Origin of the sequence: Hymenobacter nitidus (assembly GCF_020447315.1) — a bacterium.
Lineage (GTDB): Bacteria > Bacteroidota > Bacteroidia > Cytophagales > Hymenobacteraceae > Hymenobacter > Hymenobacter nitidus.
In genome coordinates, this window is sequence record NZ_JAJADQ010000010.1 from 56,574 (window position 1) to 81,092 (window position 24,519).

Annotated in this window: 22 protein-coding genes; 10 read left to right on the plus strand and 12 right to left on the minus strand. The window is 60.0% G+C overall.

Features of this window, described 5'->3' with window-relative positions:
• Window positions 1–265: 265 nt before the first annotated feature.
• The 5 genes from LGH70_RS17840 to LGH70_RS17860 form a co-directional block, all read right to left on the minus strand.
• Complete coding sequence (locus LGH70_RS17840; RefSeq protein WP_226188400.1) at window positions 266–937, minus strand: response regulator transcription factor; 672 nt, start codon at window positions 935–937, stop codon at window positions 266–268.
• A gap of 33 nt (window positions 938–970) precedes the next feature.
• Window positions 971–1,759 carry a sensor histidine kinase gene (locus LGH70_RS17845; protein WP_226188402.1) on the minus strand — a complete coding sequence of 263 codons (789 nt, stop codon included), beginning with the start codon at window positions 1,757–1,759 and terminating at the stop codon, window positions 971–973.
• Window positions 1,743–2,405, minus strand: coding sequence for a hypothetical protein (locus LGH70_RS17850; protein WP_226188405.1), 663 nt, complete (start codon window positions 2,403–2,405; stop codon window positions 1,743–1,745). Before LGH70_RS17850 ends, LGH70_RS17845 begins: the two co-directional genes overlap by 17 nt.
• A gap of 5 nt (window positions 2,406–2,410) precedes the next feature.
• Window positions 2,411–2,815, minus strand: a complete 405-nt coding sequence (locus LGH70_RS17855; RefSeq protein WP_226188409.1) for a hypothetical protein — start codon at window positions 2,813–2,815, stop codon at window positions 2,411–2,413.
• Between the two features lie 89 nt (window positions 2,816–2,904).
• Window positions 2,905–3,774, minus strand: coding sequence for an SDR family oxidoreductase (locus LGH70_RS17860; protein WP_226188411.1), 870 nt, complete (start codon window positions 3,772–3,774; stop codon window positions 2,905–2,907).
• Between the two features lie 108 nt (window positions 3,775–3,882).
• On the opposite strand from LGH70_RS17860, the gene LGH70_RS17865 reads away from it, so the two are divergent.
• From LGH70_RS17865 to LGH70_RS17875, 3 genes are all read left to right on the plus strand, one after another.
• Window positions 3,883–4,731 carry an NAD(P)H-binding protein gene (locus LGH70_RS17865; protein ID WP_226188413.1) on the plus strand — a complete coding sequence of 283 codons (849 nt, stop codon included), beginning with the start codon at window positions 3,883–3,885 and terminating at the stop codon, window positions 4,729–4,731.
• Between the two features lie 48 nt (window positions 4,732–4,779).
• Window positions 4,780–6,021: a BaiN/RdsA family NAD(P)/FAD-dependent oxidoreductase gene (locus tag LGH70_RS17870; protein WP_226188415.1), complete on the plus strand. Its 1,242-nt coding sequence runs from the start codon at window positions 4,780–4,782 to the stop codon at window positions 6,019–6,021.
• Between the two features lie 347 nt (window positions 6,022–6,368).
• Window positions 6,369–6,821 carry a ferritin-like domain-containing protein gene (locus tag LGH70_RS17875; RefSeq protein ID WP_226188417.1) on the plus strand — a complete coding sequence of 151 codons (453 nt, stop codon included), beginning with the start codon at window positions 6,369–6,371 and terminating at the stop codon, window positions 6,819–6,821.
• 117 nt (window positions 6,822–6,938) lie between these two features.
• On the opposite strand, the gene LGH70_RS17880 is transcribed toward LGH70_RS17875, so the two are convergent.
• Window positions 6,939–8,909, minus strand: a complete 1,971-nt coding sequence (locus LGH70_RS17880) for a DEAD/DEAH box helicase (protein WP_226188419.1) — start codon at window positions 8,907–8,909, stop codon at window positions 6,939–6,941.
• A gap of 471 nt (window positions 8,910–9,380) precedes the next feature.
• Window positions 9,381–9,572 (minus strand): cold-shock protein, encoded by a 192-nt coding sequence (locus tag LGH70_RS17885; protein ID WP_135461406.1) that lies wholly within the window; start codon window positions 9,570–9,572, stop codon window positions 9,381–9,383.
• A gap of 222 nt (window positions 9,573–9,794) precedes the next feature.
• Between LGH70_RS17885 and LGH70_RS17890 the strand changes: the two genes are divergently transcribed.
• Both LGH70_RS17890 and LGH70_RS17895 read left to right on the plus strand, forming a co-directional pair.
• Window positions 9,795–10,502: a DNA alkylation repair protein gene (locus LGH70_RS17890; protein WP_226188421.1), complete on the plus strand. Its 708-nt coding sequence runs from the start codon at window positions 9,795–9,797 to the stop codon at window positions 10,500–10,502.
• A gap of 136 nt (window positions 10,503–10,638) precedes the next feature.
• Entirely contained in the window at window positions 10,639–11,076 is a 438-nt protein-coding gene (locus LGH70_RS17895; RefSeq protein WP_226188424.1) for an acyl-CoA thioesterase, read from the plus strand.
• Window positions 11,077–11,102: 26 nt separating this feature from the next.
• Here LGH70_RS17895 and LGH70_RS17900 read toward each other — a convergent pair whose 3' ends face one another.
• Window positions 11,103–11,918: a hypothetical protein gene (locus LGH70_RS17900; RefSeq protein ID WP_226188427.1), complete on the minus strand. Its 816-nt coding sequence runs from the start codon at window positions 11,916–11,918 to the stop codon at window positions 11,103–11,105.
• 109 nt (window positions 11,919–12,027) lie between these two features.
• Here LGH70_RS17900 and LGH70_RS17905 point away from each other — a divergent pair, with 109 nt between their 5' ends.
• Window positions 12,028–15,438, plus strand: coding sequence for a UvrD-helicase domain-containing protein (locus LGH70_RS17905; protein WP_226188430.1), 3,411 nt, complete (start codon window positions 12,028–12,030; stop codon window positions 15,436–15,438).
• 30 nt (window positions 15,439–15,468) lie between these two features.
• Here the strand turns inward: LGH70_RS17905 and LGH70_RS17910 are convergent, their stop codons facing one another.
• Window positions 15,469–16,140 (minus strand): zinc ribbon domain-containing protein, encoded by a 672-nt coding sequence (locus tag LGH70_RS17910; RefSeq protein WP_226188433.1) that lies wholly within the window; start codon window positions 16,138–16,140, stop codon window positions 15,469–15,471.
• 193 nt (window positions 16,141–16,333) lie between these two features.
• On the opposite strand from LGH70_RS17910, the gene LGH70_RS17915 reads away from it, so the two are divergent.
• Window positions 16,334–17,593, plus strand: coding sequence for a TCR/Tet family MFS transporter (locus LGH70_RS17915; RefSeq protein WP_226188436.1), 1,260 nt, complete (start codon window positions 16,334–16,336; stop codon window positions 17,591–17,593).
• Here LGH70_RS17915 and LGH70_RS17920 read toward each other — a convergent pair.
• Window positions 17,590–18,348 carry a YwqG family protein gene (locus LGH70_RS17920; protein ID WP_226188439.1) on the minus strand — a complete coding sequence of 253 codons (759 nt, stop codon included), beginning with the start codon at window positions 18,346–18,348 and terminating at the stop codon, window positions 17,590–17,592. The genes LGH70_RS17915 and LGH70_RS17920 overlap by 4 nt on opposite strands.
• A 111-nt stretch (window positions 18,349–18,459) precedes the next feature.
• Between LGH70_RS17920 and LGH70_RS17925 the strand changes: the two genes are divergently transcribed.
• From LGH70_RS17925 to LGH70_RS17935, 3 genes are all read left to right on the plus strand, one after another.
• Window positions 18,460–21,426, plus strand: coding sequence for a PD-(D/E)XK nuclease family protein (locus LGH70_RS17925; RefSeq protein WP_226188442.1), 2,967 nt, complete (start codon window positions 18,460–18,462; stop codon window positions 21,424–21,426).
• Between the two features lie 219 nt (window positions 21,427–21,645).
• Entirely contained in the window at window positions 21,646–22,080 is a 435-nt protein-coding gene (locus LGH70_RS17930; protein WP_100336328.1) for a nucleoside deaminase, read from the plus strand.
• A 317-nt stretch (window positions 22,081–22,397) separates the two neighbouring features.
• Window positions 22,398–22,991, plus strand: coding sequence for a DUF4202 domain-containing protein (locus LGH70_RS17935; protein ID WP_226188444.1), 594 nt, complete (start codon window positions 22,398–22,400; stop codon window positions 22,989–22,991).
• On the opposite strand, the gene cobA is transcribed toward LGH70_RS17935, so the two are convergent.
• Window positions 22,929–23,750, minus strand: coding sequence for a uroporphyrinogen-III C-methyltransferase (cobA, locus tag LGH70_RS17940; RefSeq protein WP_226188446.1), 822 nt, complete (start codon window positions 23,748–23,750; stop codon window positions 22,929–22,931). The genes LGH70_RS17935 and cobA overlap by 63 nt on opposite strands.
• Complete coding sequence (locus LGH70_RS17945; protein WP_348533752.1) at window positions 23,743–24,471, minus strand: precorrin-2 dehydrogenase/sirohydrochlorin ferrochelatase family protein; 729 nt, start codon at window positions 24,469–24,471, stop codon at window positions 23,743–23,745. The genes cobA and LGH70_RS17945 overlap by 8 nt, the downstream gene beginning before the upstream one ends.
• Between the last annotated feature and the right edge of the window lie 48 nt (window positions 24,472–24,519).

The following is a 24,519-nucleotide window of genomic DNA, read 5'->3' on the forward strand; positions in this document are numbered from 1 at the left end:
ATTCTCCCTCATTGACCGATTCAAAGGAAGCGCATCGGTCCAGGTATTCTCAGCGCAGAACCACCCGATTTCGCAAGCACGTAGATCTACCTACTCCCCTCGGCTGCCCGCTTGCCCGGCCCCAAACGCCAAGCCCCGGCCCGGGCGCGGCATAGGCTTAGGCTACCTACTACCACGCCCGGACCGGGGCTTTGGATATTCTGAGTTTCGCGGTTTGCTCGTCGAGCGGGCTGGCGCCGCAACCCGTTTCCGCGGCGGTGCCAGCCTACAGCAGCACGTCGTAGAGCTGGTTTTTAACCGCGAATAAGACCAGGCCGGCGGTGTTGCGGCAGCCGGTTTTCAGCAGCAGGTTATTGCGGTGCCCTTCCACCGTGCGCACGCTCAAAAACAGCTTCTCCGCAATTTCGGCGTTGGAATATTCCTGGCAGATCAGCTGCAGAACCTCCTTCTCGCGGTTGGTCAGGTCGGCGCCGCCCGGCAGCAGGCTCGAAGCCGGCCGGTAGGTATGGGTTTGCTGAATGGCTTTGAGCACCTGCGGGCTCATGTAGAAGCCCGTGCGGTGCACTGACCGAATGGCTTGCACCAGCTCATCCTTGTTGCAGTTTTTGGCCAGGTAGCCTACTGCTCCCGCCGTTATCATCTTGGCCATCAGCCGCTCCTGGGTGTGCACCGACAGCACAATCACCTTCACGGTGGGGTACTGACGCTGGAGCGCCTCGTTGAGCTCTACCCCGTTGAGGCCGGGCATGTTCATGTCCATCAGCACGATGTCGGGCAGGGCGGGCAGCCGGGCGCACACGTCCAGAAAGGCTGCCCCGTCGCTGGCTTCGGCTACGTGCTCAAAATCGGGCTCGTAGCCAATTAGGGCAATCAGGCTTTCACGAAACAGGTTCTGGTCGTCGACGACAGCCAGGCGAATCTTAGCGGAAACACTCATGCGAAAGGATAGAATAAGTTGTGAATAAGCAGGTTATAGCGGAAGACGGGCCACAAATCCGAAGCCGGCGCCGGGGGCCGTGTGCACCGTGTAGGTGGCCTGCAAGATGGTCAGCCGGCTTTCAATATTGTGCAGCCCCATGCCTTTTTTGCTGGCGGGTTCCCAGCGCATGCCCTGGCCGTCGTCGTGGCAGGAAAAAACCAGGGCATTGGGCTCGAAGTAGAACTTCAAGGCCACGTGCTGCCCCCCGGAATGCTTGATGGCATTGTTGAGCAGCTCTTCCACCACGCGGTAGAGGGCCGTGGCCTGCGGGGCGGGCAGCGCGTCGAGCAGGGCGGCAGCTTCATTATCGAGGGAGCAGCGCAGGCGGCCGCCATTGTTGAGCATGTCGGCCAGCTCTTCCACGGCCTCCGTGAAGCCGTACAGGTTCAGGCTGACGGGTGAGAGGTTGTGCGAAATCTGCCGTACCTCCCCCATCACCTTGTCGATAATGGTTTTGCAGGTGCTGATAAAGGCGGTAGGGTCGGCCGCGAAGCCGTCCCGCTGCTGGTACAGCTCCACGGTCATGCGCAGGTTCGACAGGGCCGTGCCCACGTCATCGTGCAAATCCTGCCCGATTCGCCGCCGCTCGGCTTCCTGCGACTCGATAACGGCCTCCAGCAGCTTCTGCTGGTATTGAATCTGGGCCTGCTGCAGTGCCTCGGCCTGGACCGAAAGCCGGTTCAGGTTGCGGAAATGCAGCAGTACGAAGGAAACAATGATGCCGAACGTGGCAACCATGCTGAGCATAATCAGCAGGTAGATATTATCGCCGTTTTCCAAGGCTTAGAAACCCGAAGGAGAATAGAATATACATAATCAGAACCAGCGTGGCGTGGAACAGGCCGATGATAAACTGCCCCTGGCGGCTGGCGTGCTGGTAGAGCACGTTGGAGAAGGCAAACATAAATATAGAGCTTCCGAAATATTGCAGCAAGCCGAAATTAATCCAGCGGTTGGCCTGGCCGTGCGGGCCTTTGCGGGCTTCCTCGGCAAAGAAGTAGAACACCGCCAGGGCCACCACTACTACGGCCGCGACCGAGCGGGGATAGGAGTTGAAGGTGAAGATGTCCTGCACGAGCAGGAAATTCAGAACGGCGGCCACCGGAAAGGCAATGCTAAGCCAGCCGAGGGCCCGACCCAATACCGGGTGCCGCAGAATTTTGCCGTAGTAGCTCAGCAGGAGCAGAAACTCGACAATAGTATAGATGTGCAGCAGCGGCAGGTTGTTGAGGCGGGCTTCCCCCAGCAGCTTGGCCAGGATGTTGGTAGCCCCCGCAACGAGCAGATACAGAAACACGGCCCGCAATTCGGGCTGAGCATAGACGCGACGGTACGCGCCTATGCTCAGCGGAATCAGGACGGAGGCCGGCAGAAATATGCCAACGTAGAAATAGCTGGCCTGAACAAAACCAGACTCCGGCGCCATCAAACCTATACGTGCATGGGGCTGGGCTTACCGCAAAAAATGGGGCAAGGCGACGTGAAGTCGTAAATCGAGCTTTTCGCCCCGTCGCTGAGGATGACGTCGTTGTACTGACCTTCCTCCTCCTCCACGGGCACCACCGAGCCGATCAGCCGCATCTTGCCTTCAAACTCTTCCAGTCCGAAGTAGATACGGATGCCCGACGCTTCCGGAAAATTCTTCCGCAGGCCGTCCAGGTCTTCGTGCTTGACCAGGATGGCCCGTGGAATATCCTCAGGGTGCTCCTGGAAATACTGAATGCTCTGGGCCTCAGTCAGCCATTTGGTGATTCGGGCCTGGGCCTTTTCCAGCGAGATTTCGGGGTATTGGGGCTCTTCCTGCGAATGAGCGTTTTGGTCGGGGGTAGTGGTCATGGTGAATAAATTGGGGTAAGGAAAGTATAGTCCGAAACGGCGGCTCCGGAAGGAAGCACAACAGTACGGGTTTATTTGTCAATAGAATACTAGCGGCGCATGGCCTTCTCAATTTCGTCCCACATGGGGGCCGGAATCAGCTCCAGCTTATTGAACTCGCCGGCTCCGTTGAGCCACTCGCCCCCGTCGATGGTCACGACTTCACCGTTGACGTAAGCCGAGAAATCGGATACGAGGTAGGCGGCCAGGTTAGCCAGCTCCTGGTACTCGCCCACGCGCTTGAGCGGCACCGAAGCGGCCGGATCGAGCTTGGCGGCCAGTGGGGCCGGAAACAGGCGGCTCCAGGCACCTTCCGTCGGGAACGGGCCGGGGGCAATGGCATTGGAACGGATGCCATACTTGGCCCATTCCACGGCCAGTGAGCGGGTCATGGCCAGCACGCCGGCTTTGGCCGCGGCCGAGGGCACCACGTAGGCCGAGCCCACGGAGGCGTAGGTGGTAACGATATTGAGGATGGTACCGGGCTTCTTATCGGCAATCCAGCGCTTGCCGAAAGCCAGGGTGCAGTTGTAGGAACCGCGCAGCACGATGTCCACAATCACGTCGAAAGCCTTGTGCGACAGACGTTCAGTGGGCGAAATGAAATTGCCGGCCGCATTGTTCAGCAGCACGTCGACGCCGCCAAACTCGTCGATGGTGCGCTGCAGCATGTTTTCTACCTCGTCGTATTTGCGCACGTCGCACTGCACGGCCAGCACCTTGCCGCCGGTTTGCTGACGCAGCTCCTCGGCCGTTTTTTCCAGCACGTCGAGCTTGCGGCTGCTGATGGTTACGTTGGCGCCCAGTTGCAGAAAATACGTGGTCATGGCCCGGCCCAGGCCGGTGCCGCCGCCGGTCACGACGATGGTTTTGCCTTGGAGCGCATTGTCACGGAGCATGGGTTGAGTGTACGCAGACATAGAAAGGGAGAGTAATGAGGGAAGGATGGAAAGCTGCAAGAACGGTAATTGTTGGCTTTGCCCCCAACTAAACCGAGAAGAAGGATTTTTTACCACCTTTGGCCCCAGATGACCGCTCCAACTCCTTCTGCCCTTCCCACTATTGCCGTGCTTGGCTGCGGCTGGCTGGGCCTGCCCCTGGCCAAAAGCCTCGTGGCGGCCGGCTACCCCGTGGTAGGCTCCACCACCACGCCCAAGCAACTGCTGACTCTGCGTGACGCCGGTATTACGCCGTATCTGCTGCGTTTGGGCCCCGATTTCAGCGCCACCGACGCCGACACGCTGCGCGCCATGCTCAGCGGCGTGGATGTGCTGGTGCTGAATATTCCGCCGAGCAAAGTGGGCCCGGGCGGCTACCCGGCACTGCTGCGGCCGGTGGGCAGCGCCGTGGCCGCCACGGGCGTGAAGCAGGTGCTGTTTGTCAGCTCCACGAGCGTATATCCCGACGAGCCCCGGCGCATGAGCGAAGCCGATGCCGTGGCCTCCGCCGAAGCAGCCTCCGACCTGCTGCGGGCCGAGGGGCAGTTTATGTCGGCGCAGGGCCAGTGGCAAACCACGGTGGTGCGCCTCAGCGGCCTGATGGGCCCCGACCGGCCGCCGGGCCGTTTTCTGGCGGGCCGGCAGGATGTGCCCAACGGGGACGCACCCGTCAACCTGATTCACCTCGACGACTGCATCGGTCTGCTTATCAGCATTATCCGGCAGCAGCGCTGGGGCTATACCTTCAATGCCAGCGCCGCCCAGCACCTACCCCGCCGCGAGTTTTACGCCGCCGCGGCCCGTCAGCTCGGGCTCGACACCCCGGTTTTTCAGGCGGTTTCCGCGGGCGGCAAAATCATCGACAGCACCCTGATTCGCCAGACTCTGCACTACGAGTTTGCCCACGACGACCTGCTGGCCGCCCTGGCGCATTGTTAGGCCCCGCTTAAGCAGGATTCATCCTTCTCCGTGGGTTATCTTTGCGGGGTGAATACAACGAAACTTACGGTAGTTGTGCTGGGCGGCGGGGCGGCCGGCTTTTTTGGGGCAATTGCCTGCGCGGAGGCCAACCCCGCGGCCCGCGTATATCTGGTCGAGAAAACGGGTAAGCTGCTGAGCAAAGTCCGGGTATCGGGCGGGGGCCGCTGCAACGTGACTCACGCCTGCTTTTCGGCCGCGCAGTTGGTGCAGCACTATCCGCGGGGCGGCAAAAAACTTAAAGAGCCTTTTCAGCAGTTTGGGGCCCAGCATACGGTGCGCTGGTTTGAGCAGCGCGGCGTGGCGCTCAAAACGGAAGCCGACGGCCGCATGTTTCCCACCACCGACTCCTCCGAAACCATTGCGCAGTGCCTGCTGGAAGCGGCCCGCACGGCCGGCGTGCAGTTGCTGCTCAACACCAACGCCGAGCACCTGGAGCCCCTTCCTGAGGGGGGCTTCCGGGTGCAGCTCACCGGCACCCACGCCCAAACCCTGACAGCCCACCGCCTGCTGGTGGCCACGGGCGGCGTGCCCAAGTCGGAAGGCTACAACTGGCTGCGCAACCTGGGCCACACCATTGCTGAGCCGGTGCCGTCCCTGTTTACCTTCAACGTGCCTGAGTCGCCGTTAAAAGAGCTGATGGGCGTGAGCGTGCCCCTGGCCCGGGTGGTTATTGCCGGCGAAAAGCTCGACTACGAAGGTCCGCTGCTGATTACCCACTGGGGCGTCAGCGGACCGGCAGTCCTCAAGCTCTCGGCCTGGGGCGCACGCCGCCTGCACGAGCTGCAGTACACCGGCACGGCCCTAGTCAACTGGATTCCGCCGCAAAACGAAGAAAGCCTGCGCCAGTGGCTACACACCTACCGGGACGAAAACGGCCGGAAAGTAGTGCTCGTCAATCCGCTGCTGGGCCTGCCCCAGCGCCTGTGGCGGGCGCTGGTAGAGCAGGCCGGAATCGGGGCTGAAACCCGGTGGAGTGAGCTGCCCGCCAAGCCCCAGAACCGCTTAATCGAGCTGCTGCTACGCATGCCGTTGGCAGTGCGGGGCAAAACCACTTTTAAGGAAGAGTTTGTGACCTGCGGGGGCGTGGTACTGGGTGAAGTCAATATGAAAACTATGGAAAGCCGCCGACACCCGGGCCTGTACTTTGCCGGCGAGGTGCTCGACATTGACGGCATCACCGGGGGCTTCAATTTCCAGGCGGCCTGGACCACTGGCTTTCTGGCCGGACAGGCCATGAGCCAGGCTTAGCGGGCGGGCAGCGGCGCCTGGGGTAAGGCACTTGAGTGGCTTACGAAGCTGGCCGAGTACGACGCTGGGTGCTACGTACTGCCGTTAACCTGCTCTTTACTAAGGGCTCAGAACCGGGTGCAAAATACCGGACAACTATTGTACTCCAGGGTGTTGCGGTTAGTGGTTAACGGGAGGCCGACACGATGTGCAAGCGGTGTTACCTAGCGCTTTTATAATACTTTTTTAACATGGAATAGCACTTATATAAAGTCTTCCAACTGCTGGTTTGCAACCTAAACGACTTTCCAGCAGTAAAGACCTTCATATTCTTCGTATCCACAACCCCACAATTCACTGACCTACTCATGGAAGCCAAAGCAACCCAAGCCCTGCTCAACGAACTACTCGAAACGCTGAAAGACGGCGAAAAAGGCTACTCCACTGCCACCACCGATGTTGATGATCATGATCTGAAACAGGTATTCAAGAAATACGCCGTGCAGCGCGACGGTTTCCTGACCGAGCTGGAAGACCAGATGCACCAGCTCAACCTGAAAGCCGACGAGGAAAGCTCGATTACGGGCACCGTACACCGCGCCTTTATCAACCTGAAGGCCGCCATTACCAGCAAGAGCCGGGAAAGCATCCTCAACGAGTGCGAGCGGGGCGAAGACTACGCCGTAAAAGCGTACCAGACGGCCCTGAAAGCGGAAGGCCTGCCCGGCCAGCTCAAGACCATCATCGAAAAGCAATACCAGGGCATTCAGGCCGCGCACAACGAAATCCGCACCCTGCGCGACGCCGCTGCCAAGAAGTAATAGTGCCGCATATGCACAAAAAAAAGCCCCGCCAGATCTGGCGGGGCTTTTTTTGGTTGGCAGAAGTAACCAGCGGGTGAGGCAGTGGTACTACCCTCCCCGCCAGTCATTTTCTATCTATTCGTCGAAATCCTGACGCGGGCGGGGAGCCGGGCTGCCGCCTTCGCTGCGGTTGCCGCCGCGGAAGCCGCCACCGTCGTTGTCGCGCTTGCCTTTGTAGCCGCCGCCGTAGCTGCTGCCCCCGTCACGGTTGCCTTTGTAGCCACCGCCGTAGGAGCTGCCGCCGCTGTTGCCACCACGGTAGCCGCCGCCTTCACGACCACCACCGTAGGAGCTGCCGCCGCGGTTACCGCCGAAGCTGCTGCCTCCGCGCTGTCCACCGTAGCTGCTACCGCCTTCACGACGCTCGCCGAAACCACCGCTCCGGCGCGGACGATCCTCACCGCCGCCGAATCCGCCGGGGCCACGGGTGTTGCCTTCCTGCTGCGCATCGCCTTCCTGGCGGGGCGTGGCAATGTTGAAGGATACCGGACGGCCCTGAATAGAGGTGCGGCCCAGCTTGGAAGTAATTTCTTCGGCAAACTCCGAAGGCACTTCCACAAAGCTGAACTTGTCGTAGAGGGCAATATCACCGACTTTGCTGCCGATGAGCGCCGTGTTTTCGGCAATCAGGTCCACGATGTCACGAGGATGAACCCGGTCTTTCTTGCCCATGGTTACGAACAGGCGCGTGAAGCCGGGGCGCACGGCGCCCTGCTGGCGACCCGCCTCGAGGCTTTTCTCGGCCTGCTTGTCTTCCTTCATCGTCATACGGAGCAGGGCGGCGGCCACGTCCAGCGACGTGATATCCTCTTCCTGATCCAGCAGACGCTGCACGCGGGCCACGTATTTCTCCAGCTTGCCCTTCTCGATGATGTCCTTGATCTGAGCCAGGAACAGCGTGGTTTTCACCTCCGACACATCTTCGAAGGACGGAATCCGCTCCTGCTTGATGGTAGCCTTGGTGAAGCGCATGATGTCGCGCAGCTTGTAGATGTCGCGGCCACTCACGAAGGTGAAGGCTTTGCCCAGCTTGCCGGCGCGGCCGGTACGGCCGATGCGGTGCACGTAGTACTCTTCGTCGGCGGGCAGGTCGTAGTTCACCACGGCTTCCACGTTTTCCACGTCGATACCCCGGGCGGCTACGTCGGTAGCTACCAGAATCTCGAGCGTGCCCTTGCGGAACTTGTCGAGGGTGTTCTGGCGCTGCTGCTGGCCCATGTCGCCGTGCAAGCCGTCGGCGAAGTAGCCGCGGGCCTGCAGTTCAGCCACGCACTCGTCTACCATACGCTTCGTGTTGCAGAATACGATGGTCGACTTGAGGTTGTACATGTCGATGATGCGCGAGAGCACATCCTTCTTCATGGGGTTACGCACCTCGTAGTACATCTGCTCGATGTTCGTAACGGTCAGCTCCTGGTGGTTGACTTTTACGATCTGCGGATTTTTCTGGTACTTTTTGGTGAGCTCCATGATGGGCTTGCTCATCGTGGCCGAGAAGAATACCGTCTGGCGCTCCTCGGGCATTTTGCTCAGCACAATCTCGATGTCCTCGCGGAAGCCCATATCGAGCATTTCGTCGGCTTCATCCAGAATGATCTTGGTGGCCTTGTCCAGCTTCAGGGTACCACGCTCCAGGTGGTCCATTACGCGGCCGGGGGTACCAATGACGATCTGCACGCCGCGCTCCAGAGCCTGGAACTGGCGGTCGTAGCTCTGCCCGCCGTAGATTGGCACTACGGCCAGACCACGCTTATACTTGCCCAGCTTCTGGATTTCGCCCGAAACCTGTACTGCCAGCTCACGCGTGGGGCACAGAATCAGGACCTGAACGGCTTTGCTGTTGGTATCAACGCCTTCAATGGCGGGAATGCCGAAAGCGGCCGTTTTGCCGGTACCCGTCTGGGCCTGGCCAATAACGTCCTGGCCGGCCAGCAGCACGGGAATAGCAGCAGTTTGGATAGGGGATGCTTCTTCGTAGCCGAGGTCGGCAATGGCGCGCATCAACTCTTCAGAGAGGTTGAGCTCTTCAAATTTTACTTTTTCCATGACTTTGTTAGATGGAATGGGAGACACTAGCTCTGAAAACAGCGGATTCAGCGACGTTCCTCTCCCACTCAACAACAACGACAAGCGACGGAAGCAACGGACGGAAGACGAAGGCGGCCAGCCTATTAGATTACAGCAGCCTATGCTGCGCGGAACATGGCCGTTCTCAATGCGGCTGCAAAGGTACGTATTTTCCGCGAGAAAAGATACGTAGCAGGCATTTTAGCTAATTCTTAATTCCTTATGAAACGGGATGATTGTCCGCCTCAGACGGGGATGTATGCTAGCAAAAGCCGGCTCCCTTCCGAGTTGGATTGGTGTAACTACACACCTTGCATAGAAGTTCAGCGGTATAGGAATATAGCCGCTACCCTACTGGGCATCAGTAGACTACAGTATCTGGCTTAAACGCAAAAAAGCCTGCTCGAGGCAGGCTTTTTTGTTTCACTTGCGAGAAGTGAGTAAGGTGATTTACACCAACGACACCTTAACGGCGTTCAGACCCTTACGGCCCTGAGCTACGTCGAATTGTACTTTGTCGTTCTCGCGGATTTCGTCGACCAGGTCGCTTACGTGCACGAAGATGTCCTGACCGTTTTCGTCAGATTTAATGAAACCAAAGCCCTTGGTGTCATTGAAGAATTTTACTGTTCCTGTTTGCATGGGGGTAAAGTATGGATGTCATTCAAGCAAAGTCGCCATGCAATCTGCTGCAGCTCTTCACAGAACGTATAACAGAATAGATGTGCCTATTATCTTAAACTTGAACCAAAGGTACGCAAATATGCCATACTAGTTAGATTGAGGCGACTTATCTCGCTTGTAGCAAGCGGCCAAAACTCATCAAACCGGCCTTAGCAGGCTTTAAAGGCCTATAATCCAGCTATGAATTTCGAAGAAACTTTTGCACAGCTTCGCACTTTGGGCACCGAACCGACCCGCAAAACCTATCAACGCCACGGCAGCGGCCCGAATACGTTCGGGGTAAGCTTCGCCCAGTACGCGGCGCTGAAGAAGCAGTTCGTGGGCCGTGGCAAAGACAAAAACCACGCGCATCAGGTAGCCAAGCAGCTCTGGGACACCCAGAATATCGACGCCCAGTCGCTGGCGACGATGCTGGCCGACCCGCAGCAGCTGACCGAAACGCAAGCCGAGGCCTGGGCCCGCGACGTGCACTACCACGCCCTGGCCGATTTGCTGGCGGGCCTGATAGCGCAGACGCCCATTGCGCAAGCCAAGCTGGCGCAGTGGACTACTGAGCCCGGGGAAATGCGGCAGCGCCTGGGCTATACCCTGCTGAGCCGCCTGGCCCTGGATGACAAAGCATTGCCGGATGCCTATTTCGACAAGTGGCTGCCGCCGCTAGAAGCCGGCATTTCGCAGGCCCCGAATCGGGCCAAAGAAGCTATGAACACGGCGCTCATCAGCATCGGCAGCCGCTCCCCTTTGCTGCGCGACCTGGTAGAGCAGGCCGCCGGGCGTATCGGAGTGGTAGTTATCGACCACGGCGACACGAATTGCCAGACGTTCGATATTCGCGAGTATCTGGGCCGGGTGTGGGACCGAAAGGCAAAACAGGCCGCAAAGAAGTAACTGAACGTCACTTGTATGTAGCCTGCCTCCGCGCAGCCAACGCGTTTCTTCCACCTTATAGTACCTGATTACCACGGCCCGCGGGATTCCCCGCGGCTTGGAATGACGTTCTTGTTTTCTCTGGTAGCCTTTTTCTATGTCTGACCCCGCACCCTCCTTCCGCTTTTCCCGCCTGCTTACCGTGGTTGATTCCGATATTGACGAACTGAACCATGTGAATAATGTGCAGTACGTGCAGTTTGTGCAGGACACGGCAGCGGCGCACTGGCACGCGGCTTTCCCGGTGGGCGAGCGGGAACAGTACATCTGGGTGGTGCTGGAGCACCGGGTGCGCTACCACAAGCCCGCCTATCTGGGCGAGGAGCTGCGCTGTACTACCTGGATTGGCGAAGTACGCGGGGCACAGTCGCAGCGCTTCGTGCGCATCGAGCGGGCCGCCGACGGGGTGCTACTCTGCGAGGCCGAAACCCAGTGGGTGCTGCTGGAGCCTAGTACGCAACGGCCGAAACGGGTGACGACGGAGGTGGAGCAGCGGCTGCGGGTGGCGGTGCAGGACGACTACTCTATATCCTGAATAAACTGAGCTAAATTATCAGCTTATTACCTCCTGTACTTCTTCCTGTTTTCTTCACTGAAACTAATTAACACAACCCATTCCATTCGCAATAGCTCACCTCTTCTGTATAGAACATCCCATCTAGGTATCGATTTTATTACCCGAGCTGCTTCTTTTGCATAAACACTACTATCTTTCATTCTTATGTCCACACTATCGATAACACCTTTTCTGTTCGCTGAAAAAGAGACGAGCAAGCTTTTTCCATTAGTTGCATTTGGAATCTTATTCCAATCAATATTTCTATATATAAATTTTTTCAGCTTCTCAGGATTAGTCCTAAATGCAGAAATGCGAGACTTCGAGTTGTCATAATTTTTTGTATCTATTAACAAGCCACTTTCAAACTGTAGCTCTACTTCTTTCTCATACAAAGACCCATATCCCATATGAACATAATAAAGCAGCTTTCCTTGGGGTGATACGATCTTCCCTGTGAACCAATCAGCTTTCACCCTGCCATTGATGCATTTTTCACCGAAAAGGTTTTTTAAATCGGCACTTACTTTATCATCGTTATAGCAACAGCTATATATCCCGACAAGATATAGATTATCTTCACTTATTTCCCATGTCGCCTGATAGCCTCGCCAACAAGCAGTTGATTCGCAGGCTTCTTTTGCTCCAAAAAAGGCAGGATGCAATGAGTCATTCGAATACAGTTGTTCTAGTGGGTTCGCAAATATTTTGAGGGTATCTCCCTTATAAATCATTCTATCTGGAATTTGTCCGGTTGCATAAACGTGCACAACAGAAGACAGCCAGAGAACTATTGACAATGCATAGCATGTATATTTCATAGCTTTTCTTAAAAAGACATTGCGTAAGAATAGAGAAGAGCAATAATAGCTACAATATCCTATTCCCGGCGCTTATCGAGTATCTTGCACCCCGCTTTTCCCTGCCGCAATGCCCGCCACGTTCCGCATTTACTCGTCCTCCGCCGGCTCCGGCAAAACCTACCAGCTGACCAAGGAATACCTGAAGCTGGCCCTGGGCTCCGAGGACCCGGCTTACTTCAAGAGCATCCTGGCCATTACCTTCACCAACGATGCAGCGGGGGAAATGAAGGAGCGTATTATCAGCGCTTTACGGCGCTTTGCCTACCCCACCGAGTCCAACCAGGACGACGCTTTGCTGCGCGATATTGCCCGGGAGCTGGCCGAGGAAGGGCTGCTGCCGAAGCGCGCCGAAACGCCCGAGGAGCAACGGCAGGAGCTGCGGCGGCGGGCGGCGGCCACGTTCCGACTGGTGCTCTACCACTACGCCGACTTTGGCGTGAGCACCATTGACTCCTTCGTGCAGCGCATCGTGCAGGCCTTTACCCGGGAGCTGGGCTTGCCGGCCACGTTTGAGGTAGAGCTGGACGGCGACGCGGTGCTGCAAAGCGCGGTGGCCCTGCTGCTGGACCGCGTCAACCGGGACCCGAATGCGGCCCTGCTCAGCCGCTCCCTGGCCGACTACGCCCTGAGCAAGGCCGACGAGGGCCGCAGTTGGAATAACCTCTCCGACGAGCTGGTGCAGTTCGGGCGCTTTCTGCTCTCGGAGCCCGTGCACGAGGCCGTGAGCCAGCTGCAGCGCATGTCGTTGCAGGACTACCGGCGCCTGCACGAAACGCTGCGCAAGCGCAAGGAGGTCATTGAAGGCAAGTTTCAGCTGGCGGCGTTGCAGGCTATTGTGGCCCTGGAAACGGCCGGCGTGACGGAAGCCGACTTGTACCAGGGCAAAAACGGCATCATCGGCTACTTCACCAAGTGGGAAGAGCGGCTTTTGCCCGACAAGGAGGCCAACAGCTACGTGCGGGCCACTATGGAGCAGGATAAGTGGTACAGCGGCAAGGTGAAGACGGCCGCCGACAAGCAGCGCGTAGATGCCGTGAAGGAGGAAGTAACGCGCTACTACCTGGAGCTGGAAAACCTGCGCGCCACGCTGCTGTCGGACTATATTCTGGTGAACGGGATGCTGCCCTACCTGTTTCACGTGTCGCTGCTGAGTGAGCTGAGCAAGGCCGTGGACCAGCTGAGCCGGGAACGGGGCGTGGTGCTCATTGCCGAGTTTAACCGCCGCATTGCCAGCATCGTGCTGCGCGAGCCGGTGCCGTTTCTCTACGAGCGGATGGGCGAGCGGTACCTGCACCTGCTCATCGACGAGTTTCAGGACACCTCCGTTTTGCAGTGGAACAACCTGCTGCCGCTGGTCGAAAACGCCGTGTCGACTGGTAATCTGTCGTTGGCCGTGGGGGATGCTAAGCAGGCTATTTACCGCTGGCGGGGCGGGGAAATGGAGCAGATTCTGCGCCTGCACCAGAACGAGACGCAGTACCTCTACGGGCGCGTGGCCGACGAGGAATTGCGCGGCCTGCTGCAGGACCGCTACTACACCCTGGACCAGGCCCTGACGCCCGAGCACCTGAACACCAACTACCGCTCGGCCCCGGAGATTATTCAGTTCAACAACGACTTTTTCGGGCAGGTAAGCAGCTCCCACCCGCAGCTGCCGCTGGTGCAGGCTATTTACGATGAGCACTTTGGACAGCAGACGCCCGGCGGCGGCGCCGGCCACGTGGAGCTGCTCTTCACCGAAGACGAAGCCCCCGCCCGCCGCTACGACCCCGTATCGGGCGCCTATACCGAGGAAACCCTGCCCGGCGTGGGTCCGGATGAGGTATTCGACTACGAAGCCAGTACGCTCTACCTGACGTTGCAGTTGGTGGAGCAAGCCCTGCAGGATGGGTTTCGGCTCCAGGATATTGCCGTGCTCTGCCGCCGCCGCGACTCCAGCCGCCGGGTCGCTAAGTTTCTGAAAGAGCGGGGCTACCCCATTATTTCGGCCGATTCGCTGTCTTTGGAGTTTGCCGAGGTAGTAAACCTGCTGGTGGCCTTATTCCGGGTGCTGAACCGGCCCGCCGACACCCTGGCCCGGGCCGAGGCGCTGCTCTTGGTGGATAAAGTAGTGCGGCAGCTGGCCCCTACTCCGGCCCGGGCCCGCCACATTGCCACGCTGGCCAACGCCGAAAAGGCCCAGGAGTTCTTCGACGAGCTGCGGACCCTGGGTTACGACGTGCGGGAGCGGGAAACCGGCAACCTCGGCCTCTACGAGCTGACCGAGCGGCTGATGGGCACCTTCGGGCTGCTGGGCCGTAACGAGGAAAGTGAGTACCTGTTCCGCTTCCTGGACCTCACGCTGGAATACAGCCTGCGCTTTGGCAACAACCTGAACAACTTCCTGGCTTACTGGGAGCAGAAGAAAAGCGCGCTGAGCATCAACGCCCCGGCCGGCCGCGACGCTATTACCATTACCACCGTGCACAAGGCCAAGGGTTTGGCCTACGGAGTCGTCATCGTGCCCTTCGCCGACTGGAGCCTGACGCCCTACCGCGGCACGCTGCTCTGGGGCCAATTACCCGACGACGCCAAGCCGGTGCCGGAGATGCCGCCCATTGCGGTGGTCGGCCAGACCCAGGCCTTGCTGCGCACCCCGCTGGCCCAGCAGTACACCGAGGAGCTGGAAAAGACGTTTTTGGAAGGTCTGAACATGCTGTACGTGGCCTTTACCCGGCCCCGCCACCGCCTCTACGCCATCAGCCGCCGGCCCAAGCCCACCAAAGCCGTCAAGGAGTTTGAAGCGCCGACGACGGCTGAACCAGCCAAAACCGTGGCCGAATTGCTGCACCGCTACCTGCTGGCTACCGGCGCCTGGAACGACGAGCGCACGGCCTATGCCCTGGCCGACAGCCACAACTTCGTGCCCGAGTTGAAAACCAAGGCCGCCACTCAGACCTACCCCCTGGCCAACCTGAGCAGCACCCCCTGGGAGGAGCGGCTGCGGCTGCGCCGCCACGCCAACACCATTTTCGATTTCGACGACCAGCAGGTGCAGCGCGAGTGGAACCGCAAGCTGCACTACGCCCTGCGCCGCCTCGAAGTAGCCACCGACGTAGATCGGGTAGCAACTCAGCTCGTGGCCGAGGGCTTGGTCAGCAGCAAGGAAAAAGGGCAACTGGTGAGCCTGCTGCGCCGCACAGTGGAAAACCCGCGGATGGGCCACTACTTCAGCCCGGCCGTGGCGGTGGAAACCGAGCGGGAAATCCTGGTGGGCGGCACGCGCCGCCAGGACTACAAGCCCGACCGGATTGTGTTCGAGCCCGAGGTGAAGCCGGCGCCGGGCCGCGTCACGCTCATCGACTTCAAGATTCCGCCGCCCGAGCCCCAGCACCGCCGCCAGCTGCAGCAGTACGCGGGCCTGTTCCGGCAGCTGGGCTACTCCGACGTGCAGTGCGTGCTCTACTACTTCGACACGGAAGAGGTAATCGTATTTTAAGCGTGTATTCTGGCCGGGCCTTTCCCCGCCCTACCGCAGGCGGATAAACTCCTTATTGAACTGCCGCACGGTTTGCCATTGCTTTTTCTGCCAGGCAGTAGCCTCGTTAGCCGCCGATACCGAGTCGCGCAGGGCGCGGGTTATCATGGCCGCGGAGGGGGCAGACCGCAGCGGGTCGGTGATGCGGAAATAGACGCTGTCGGGGGTAGTTTTGGTGACCTGCATAAGCGAGTACCGACCGGCATCCATCGGCATCAGGTACACCGCCCCGGCAGTGGGCAGCACCGCAGCGTCGTTGGCGGCGGTGTCGGTGGGTTTGGCGGTAGCCGGTGGTGCCTCGGCGGCCGGAGCAGCCGAAGACTTGTCGCTGAAGAGGCCCACGCCTAGCATAAAGAGGACACCAGCCCCGAGCAGAATCAGGGCCAGATAATTGGTAAGCGGCAGGCGGACCTGTTGCTGAATAGCGGCCACGGGAGCCTGGTACGCGGCGGGCATTTCCTTCTGTTCCAGCACCTGCTTGCAGTGGCCGCACTGAGTCAGGCTGAATTTGCCCAGCGGAATTACCGGAATCCAGAACACGTGAAAGTAGCGCGAGAATACCGTGGCCGTCACAGAATTCGGGGCGCTGCAGTAAGCGCAGGCAACACCCGCCAGGGGAGTTGTCGTAATGCGGGTCCGACCTAATCCAAAGAAAAACAGCATAGGCAAAGAAGAATAAAACGTGGAGGATCCAGCCGCAAGAAAACCCACGTATGCGGTTTGCAGGCGTATCCCGGATACGGATTGCCCCAACAGTTGATACATTTCAGGCCAACTATATTCAACTTTGTCATCCTGATTGCGTAAAATTTTAGTATTTTAGACGCGCCAAAAAAATTAGCAAACCAGATTTATCATGTCCGATAAACGCCAGGCCGCCCTCGGCTTCATCTTTATCACGCTGCTGCTGGACGTTATTGGCTTCGGCATCATCATCCCCGTCATTCCCAAGCTGATCAGTCAGCTCATCGGGGGCTCTTTGAGTGAGGCCTCCAAGTACGGGGGCTGGCTCATGTTTGCCTTTGCCAGCATGCAGTTCCTGTTTTCGCCGGTGCTGGGCAACCTCTCCGACCAGTACGGGCGGCGGCCGGTGCTGCTGTTTGCCCTCTTCGGCTTCGGCCTCGACTACCTGTTCGTGGCCTTTGCGCCCACCATTACCTGGCTGTTTGTGGGCCGTATTATTGCGGGCATCACCGGGGCCAGCTTTTCCACGGCCTCGGCCTACATTGCCGACATCAGCACCCCGGAAAAGCGGGCTCAGAACTTTGGCATGATCGGGGCGGCGTTTGGGCTGGGCTTTATCATCGGGCCGGTCATTGGCGGAGTATTGGGGCAGTACGGGCCCCGCGTGCCTTTCTACTTCGCCGCGGGCCTGACGCTGCTCAACTGGCTCTACGGGTTCTTTATTCTGCCCGAGTCGCTCGACAAAGAGCACCGCCGTAAGTTCGACTGGCGCCGGGCCAACCCCATCGGCTCGTTGCGGCAGCTACAGAAATACCCCGTGATTCTGGGCATGGTGGGCTCGTTGGTGCTCATCTACATTGCGGCCCACTCCACCCAGAGCACCTGGTCGTACTACACCATGTACAAGTTCCACTGGAACGAGGCCTGGGTGGGCTACTCCCTGGGCGTGATTGGGGCCCTGACGGCCCTGGTGCAGGGGGTCCTGATTCGCCACCTTAACCCCCGCCTGGGCCCCAAACGCTCGGTATTTCTGGGCCTGGCCTTCTACGCCCTGGGCTTTCTGCTGTTTGCCCTGGCCCCTACCGGCTGGCTGATGTTCGTATTTCTGGTGCCCTATTGCCTGGGCGGCATAGCTGGCCCGGCCCTGCAGGGCATTATGTCGGGGCAGGTGCCGCCCAACGAGCAGGGCGAGCTGCAGGGGGCGCTTACCAGCCTTGTGAGCCTCACCTCCATCATTGGACCGCCGCTGATGACCAACCTGTTCTCCTTTTTCACCAGCAGCAAGGCCCCCGTGCACTTTCCCGGCGCGGCCTTCTTGACCGGTGCCGTGCTGACCGTTATCAGCATGCTACTGGCCATGAAGTCGTTGCGGCACTACGTGGCTCCGGCGGTGCCTACGGCCGTACCGGAAGAAGCAGTGGCCAGTCATTAGCAGCAGTCCCAGTAGAAGTAGGCCTTATTGAACTCGCCGTTTTGCAGGGCCTGGGGAGCAATGAAAAAGTGGGCCACGCCGGAGTCGCCGAACATAATCTGCTCGTCCGTATCAATTTGCAGCAGCTGCACGTCGTGGGCCGTGCCGGGGGTATACTCACGCGGGTCGCCCTGGGTAAACATGGCGTAGCCGCCCAGCTTGTGTCCTTCACTGTTGAAGAATTTGGCAAATTCCCGCTTCCGTTCCATGGGTAGCTTCTTGCCATAAGCTCGAGCAGCGAGTCCCTGGAAGTCAACGTCAAAGCGGCTATCCTGGAAGCCACCGTACTCAGTGGTCAGCTCGAAATGCAGGCGGTGCTCACACTGCATGGGGCTGTCGTCGTAGTGGTCGGCGGGCAGAAAGCTGAAATCCTGCTGCATTTCCTCGGTCAGCTGCTCCGGCCTGATATAGCGCACTGCGGCCTCCTCCGTATTGTAGAGCGCTGAGGCCGAGGCGTAGAACTGCAGCAGGCCCGCGGCGGGCAGCCAGTCCGTGGGCGGCAGCTCGGCCAGGTTAATCTGGGCCAGCAGCAGCAGCGGCGCCCCTTTCCCGTCCCGGGGGTAGGGCACGCTCAGGGGCAGAAACGGCAGGCCACGAAACTTGCTGGCCGCCGAGGCCGGCTGGTCCTCCGAAAGCGGGGTGGCCTTGATTTTAATGCTTTGCAGCGCATAGTGCTGGAGCTGCTCGACGAAGGGGGCTAAGAATTCGGGTATCATGGAGTTAACGAAATGAGCCTGGTGCTGGAAGCTGATAAACCAACCGAAATGCCTGCCACGGGGCCGAATAACCCGCGGGATATCCTTGCCCGCAAGGTATCTTTACTTTCTATGGAAACCATTGCCTCCACCCTGCCCATCACCACTACCGACTCGTTCCTGAGCCAGGCCGCCCGCGACCTGCTCACGCGCTTTCCCGGCGCGGAGCTGTCGGACCTGGTGGTGGTAGTGCCCACGCGGCGGGCGGTGGTGTACCTGAAAAATGAGCTGAGCCTGGCCGCCGAAGTGGGCTCGGCGGTGTGGAGCCCCCGCGTGGCGGCCATGGAAGACTACATGGTGGAGCTGTCGGGCGTGCAGGTCGAGGAGCCCATTGCCCTGCAGCTGCTGCTCTTCGACATCCTGCGCGACATTGACCCCAAGCTCGACTTCGACCAGTTCGTGGGCTGGTCGGGCCTCTTGGTGCAGGACTTCTCCAACCTCGACCAGAACCTGGCCTCACCGGCCAAAGTATTCGAGTACCTGACCCAAGCCAAGGCCCTGGAGCGCTGGGAGTTGGCCGACACGCCCGCTGAAGTCAGCACCACGGCCGCCTACTTCCGCTTCTGGGACGACCTGGAAAAGGTGTACTGGCGGTTGCGCCGCCGCATGGAGCAAACTCACCTGGCCTACCCCGGCCTGGCTTACCGACTGGCCGTGAACAAGGTGCAGAACCGCCTGGAAAACGGCGACACCCTGCCCCGCCACGTATTTCTGGGGCTGGGCTCGTTGTCGAGGGCCGAGCAGCGCCTGATTCAGCTGCTGCTCAAGGAAGGCCGGGCCGAGGTGCGCTTCGACGGCGACGCGTTTTACCTGGAAACCGACTCGCCCAACCGCGCCGGCCAGCACCTGCGCCAGTACCGCAAAAACTGGGATTTGCCCGCCGAAGCCTTTGGCGACACCGGCACGGGCCTGCCCAACCTGCTGCGGACCCTGGAGCGCGAAATCCAGTTTGTGGGCGTAGCCAACGCCAGCATGCAGGGCAAAGTGGCCGGGCAGCTGCTAGCTGCCTCCCGCCGCGAGAATCCGCGGGCTAAAGTGGCCGTGGTGCTGCCCGACGAAACCCTGCTGCTGCCCGTACTGCACGGTTTGCCGCCCCGGGAAGTGCCCGAGTACAACGTGACCATGGGCCTGAGCTTCCAGAGCACGCCCCTATTTAACTTGGTGGATCTGCTGTTTGAAGTCCACCTGACCGGCATCCGGGAGGGCAGCGCCGAAACTGGCTACGGGGTGCCGCGCTACCACCATTTGGCCGTGAGCAAGCTGCTGGGTCACCCGTTCCTGCGGCGCTACCAGCAGTGGCTCGACAAGCAGCCCCAGAAGCAGTACCACGGCCTGCTCGACAGGATCTGCAACCAGATTATCAAGCGCAACGCCGTGCTGCTGCCGGCCTCCGAACTGCTGGAACTGGGCCAGCAGCACCCGTTGGTGGAGGCCCTGTTTGCCACCTGGGACACCTGCGACGATATTATTGCGGCCTGCTACACGCTGATTGACCTGCTTAAAAAAGCTTACCAGGACCAGCATTCGGCTATTGAGGCCGAGTACCTGTTCCTGTTCTTCACCCTGGTAAAGCGCCTGGATTCGGTGTTCGACTGCCGGGAGCAGCGGCTGTCGGTGCGCTCCTTCCGCCGGTTCTTGTACGAGCAGATGACCCGCACCCGCCTGCCTTTCAGTGGGGAGCCCATTGCCGACGTACAGGTGATGGGCCTCTTGGAAACCCGGGCCCTGGACTTCGACCACGTTATTATTCTGAGCTGCAACGAGCGGGTGCTGCCGGCCCCGAAGAACAACTCCTCGCTGTTCCCCTACGACGTGCTGACCCAGTTCAAGATGCCAACCTACGCCGACCACGAGGCGGCCACGGCCCACCAGTTCTGGCGCCTGCTGCAGCGGGCCCGCCGCGTGGACCTGCTGCACGTGCTGCCCGGCGCCGAGGGCACCCGCACCGGGGAACGAAGCCGGTTTCTGCTGCAAATCGAGAATGACCTGCTGCCCCAGAACCCCCACCTGACCCTGCGGGACTTAACCGCCAGTGTGCTGGACGACGCCCCCGACTCGGCCGCCCGGCGCGAGTACGGCGGGGATTTGGTGCTGGAAAAAGACGCCGAAATGCTGGCCGCCCTGCGCACGTTGCTGGAAAAAGGCCTTTCTCCTTCGGCCCTGAATCAGTACCTGAACTGTTCGTTGCAGTTCTACTTTGCCCGCCTGGCCAAGTTTCAGGAGGCCGACGAGGTCGAGGAAAAGCTGGGGGCCGACAGCTTCGGCACGGTGGTGCACGAAACCCTGGAAATGCTGTTTCAGCCCTTCGTGGAAGCCCAGAAAGCCATTACGGCCGAAGATATTCCGGTGCTGGTGCGCCTGATTCCCCAGGAGCTGGAGCGGGCCCTACGCCACGAGCAGGATGAGCGCCACGCCCGCCCCGACGAGGGCCTGAACCACGTGCTGGGCCAAGTGGCGGCTCAGCTGGTGCGGCGCTACCTGGAAGGCCTCGCCGAAACGCCCGGGGCCCTGCCCCTGCGCATCGTGGCCCTGGAAAAGATTCTCGATTCCCGGGTACCCGTCACGCTGGAAAACGGGGAGAGCTTCGACCTGATAGTGTTCGGCTACACCGACCGGCTCGACGAGCTGCCCGACGGCCGCCTGCGGGTGGTCGACTACAAAACCGGCCTGGTGCAGCCCTACGACCTCAAGCTGCAGAAACGCGGCGACGATGCCGCGGCCGCCACCCAGCGCCTGCTCCACGATGCGACCTCCTCGGCCGACAAGGTGCGGCAGCTCTGGCTCTACCGCTTTATGCTGGAACGCGCCGGCCGCCCCGCCGCCGATGCCGCCATCATTTCTCTGCGCAACCTTACGGCCGGCCCCATGACGGCCGACATGGCGTTTCTGACCGAAGACGGCACCTCATTCGTGGAAAAAGGGGAAGAACTGCTCACCCAGTTTGTACGCAAAATCATGGACCCACTGGAGCCCATCCGCAAAACCGACGACCTGGAACGGTGCCAGTACTGCCCCTACCGCGGCATCTGCGCCCGGTAGAAACCGGTTTTCACTTCTGTCATCCTGAACGCAGGGAATGACCTTATTCACGTTAGCCTGAGTCGTTGTTAAGCTTGTTGTTCAACCGCTATAAGGTCCTTCGCTGGGCTCAGGATGACACACCGTTTTTAGACAGGCCGTTTTTCACTAGCCCAAAAAAGCTGTCCAGGAACATTACTTTTGCTTTCTTCACCTCTCTCCACTCAAAATAGATATATCATGGATGAATTCATGCAGGCCGCCATCGACGAGGCGCGCCAGGGCCGCCAGCAGGGCGGTATTCCCATTGGCTCAGTACTGGTGCGCGACGGCAAAATCGTGGCTCGCGGGCGCAACAAGCGCGTGCAGGAAGACAACCCCATCAAGCACGGCGAAATGGATTGCCTCTTCAACGCCGGCCGCCAGCGCAGCTACCGCGACACGGTAATTTACACTACTCTGATGCCCTGCTACATGTGCGCCGGCACCATCGTGCAGTTCAAAATCCCGAAGGTGATGGTGGGCGAGTCGCGTACGTTCGGCGAGTCGCGGGCCTTCCTGGAAAGCCACGGCGTGGAAGTCGTGGACCTGGACCTGCAGGAGTGCGTCGACATGATGAACGAGTTCGTCGAGGCCGAGCCCACGCTCTGGAACGAGGATATTATGGAGCTGTAACCCGGCTTCTAGCTTCTAGCTACGCGTTAGAACGTCAAGCAGAGGCGTAAGCCGAAGCATCTCGCGTGCTGACGTTTTCAAACTAATCGTCATGCTGCGCTTGCCGAAGCATCTCTCCCACTGCAGTAATTCAATTTACTTTGGCGGCAGAGATGCTTCGGCAAGCGCAGCATGACGTTCTGGTTTTTAGCCTTGGTTGAAAAGCAGGCGGGCAGGAATGTTTCTGCTTTATTCCTGCTTCGTTATTGCTTTTCCAACGGCTACCTGCGTGGTTAGGAGCCTACTTCCTTCGCTCCCGCCCCACGAATTTTGCCCGTATGAGCTTCTCTACTGCCCGTTTTACTGCCGCCCTCGAACGGTTTGACGCCGCCAACACCGAAGACCCCAACCAGGATACGGATACCGAAGGCCGCAGCTGGCCCAAGGAGCTGCTCTACGCACAGCGCATGAGTGCCTGCCTGGCCCGCGTGGCGCCCGAGGCCCCGGAGGCGGTGCAGCTGGCGGCCCGTTGCCAGCACATTCGCCGCTGGGCCATCCCGCGCCACGACTTCCCAATGGACCGCGCCGGCTACCATCAGTGGCGCAATACGCTCAAGAAATACCACGCCGACGTGGCCGGCCAGATCCTGACGGAAGTGGGCTACGATGAAGCCACCATTGCCCGGGTGCAGGCCCTGCTACAGAAGCAGCAGCTCACCCGGGACGCCGACGTGCAGCTGCTGGAAGACGTGATTTGCCTGGTGTTCCTGGAGTATTACTTCCTGGATTTCGCCCGCCAGCACCCCGAGGAGAAAATCATCGACATCGTGCAGAAAACCTGGCGCAAGATGACCCCGCAGGGCCACGCCCTAGCCCTGCAGCTCCCACTGCCCCCCGATGCTCAGGCTTTGGTAGCCAAGGCGCTGGCTTAGCGCACCAGTCGGTATTTCGTGGCCCAGGGCCACCACTGCGCCAATTACAATCAGGGCCGGGTAGGTAATCTGCTGGCTGGCGACCAGCGCGGGCAGGGTGCGGACCGGGCCCACGGCCAGCTTGCGCTGGGGCAGAGTGAGGTGCTGCACCACGGCGGCGGGCGTGTCGCCCTTGCCCATTTCGCAGTAGGCGGCGGCAATTTCGGCGGCTTTTTTCAGGCCCATGTAAATTACTACGGTGGAGTTGCTCTGCATGGCCAGGCGCAGGTCCACCGACAGGCTACCGTCCTTTTTGGTGCCCGTCACCATCCAGACGCCCTCACTCACAATGCGGTGGGTCAGAGGAATATCCTCGAAGCCCAGGGCCTGCATGCTGGAAATGCCCGGAATGTAGTGCGTGGCAATGCCGTGGGCGCGGGCAAACAGGATTTCCTCGAAGCCGCGCCCGAAGATGAACGGGTCGCCGCCCTTGAGGCGGATGACGCGGCCCCGGCTTCGGGCTTTTTCCAGAATCAACTCGTGAATGGTTTCCTGGGGCGTATAGTCGCCGTAGGGCTTTTTGCCCACGTACAGGCACTCACAGCCGGCCGGGGCCAGGGCCAGCAGCTCCTGGTTAGCCAGGTTGTCGTAGAGAATGACGGCGGCGGTTTGCAGCACGCGGTGGGCTTTGAGCGTGAGTAATTCCGGGTCGCCGGGGCCCGCTCCTACCACGTACAGCTCCGGCACCACGCCGGGCAGGTTTTCTTGCTTGCTACTCAAGTGTTCTGGTCTTTTTGGGGTCGGAAGAGGAAAGCCGGGCCCGCATCTGCACGGCGGCCAGGGCGCCGGCAGCCAGCAAAGCGCCCAGGGCCACGCGCCGCCACCGCCGCGTGGCCGGCACCTCGAAGCCGGGGCCGCCGGCCAGCCCGGCCGTTACCGCATTCAGGGTGCGGACCTTGGCGGCAAAGTCGCCGGTGAGCTGCTGGCGGATGGCGGGCATTTTCTGCAGTACCGCGTCGAGCTCGTCGGGCAGGGCTTCTTCCAGCACCGCCCGCACCCGCTTGGCCACCGTGGGCGACTGGCCATTAGTGGAAACCGCAATTTTCAGCGCCCCTTTCTGCACCACCGACGAGAGGTAAAAGTCACACAGTGGCGGTGTGTCGGCCACGTTCACCAGCAAACGGCGGCTGCGGGCTGCTGCCTTGATGCGCGCGTGCAGGGCCGGGTCGTCGGTGGCGGCAAACACGATGTCGGCTTCGTCGAGCAGCTCATCGGTGTAGGGTTCTTCGCGCAGCTGCACCTGGCGGTAGCGGGCGGCCAGCTCCCGCAATTCGGGCAGAAAGGTGATGCTGACCACCGTTACGGCCGTGGCCGGGCTGCTGCGCAGGATGGCCGAGACCTTTTCCAGGCCCACGTTGCCGCCGCCCACGAGCAGCACGCGCAACTGCTCCAGCTTGAGAAAGACCGGAAATAGAGGATTGGCATTGGGTGGGGGAAGCATGGAGACGGGAATACTGAAGTAAAAAACCAAAAGCCGGAAGCCGGACGA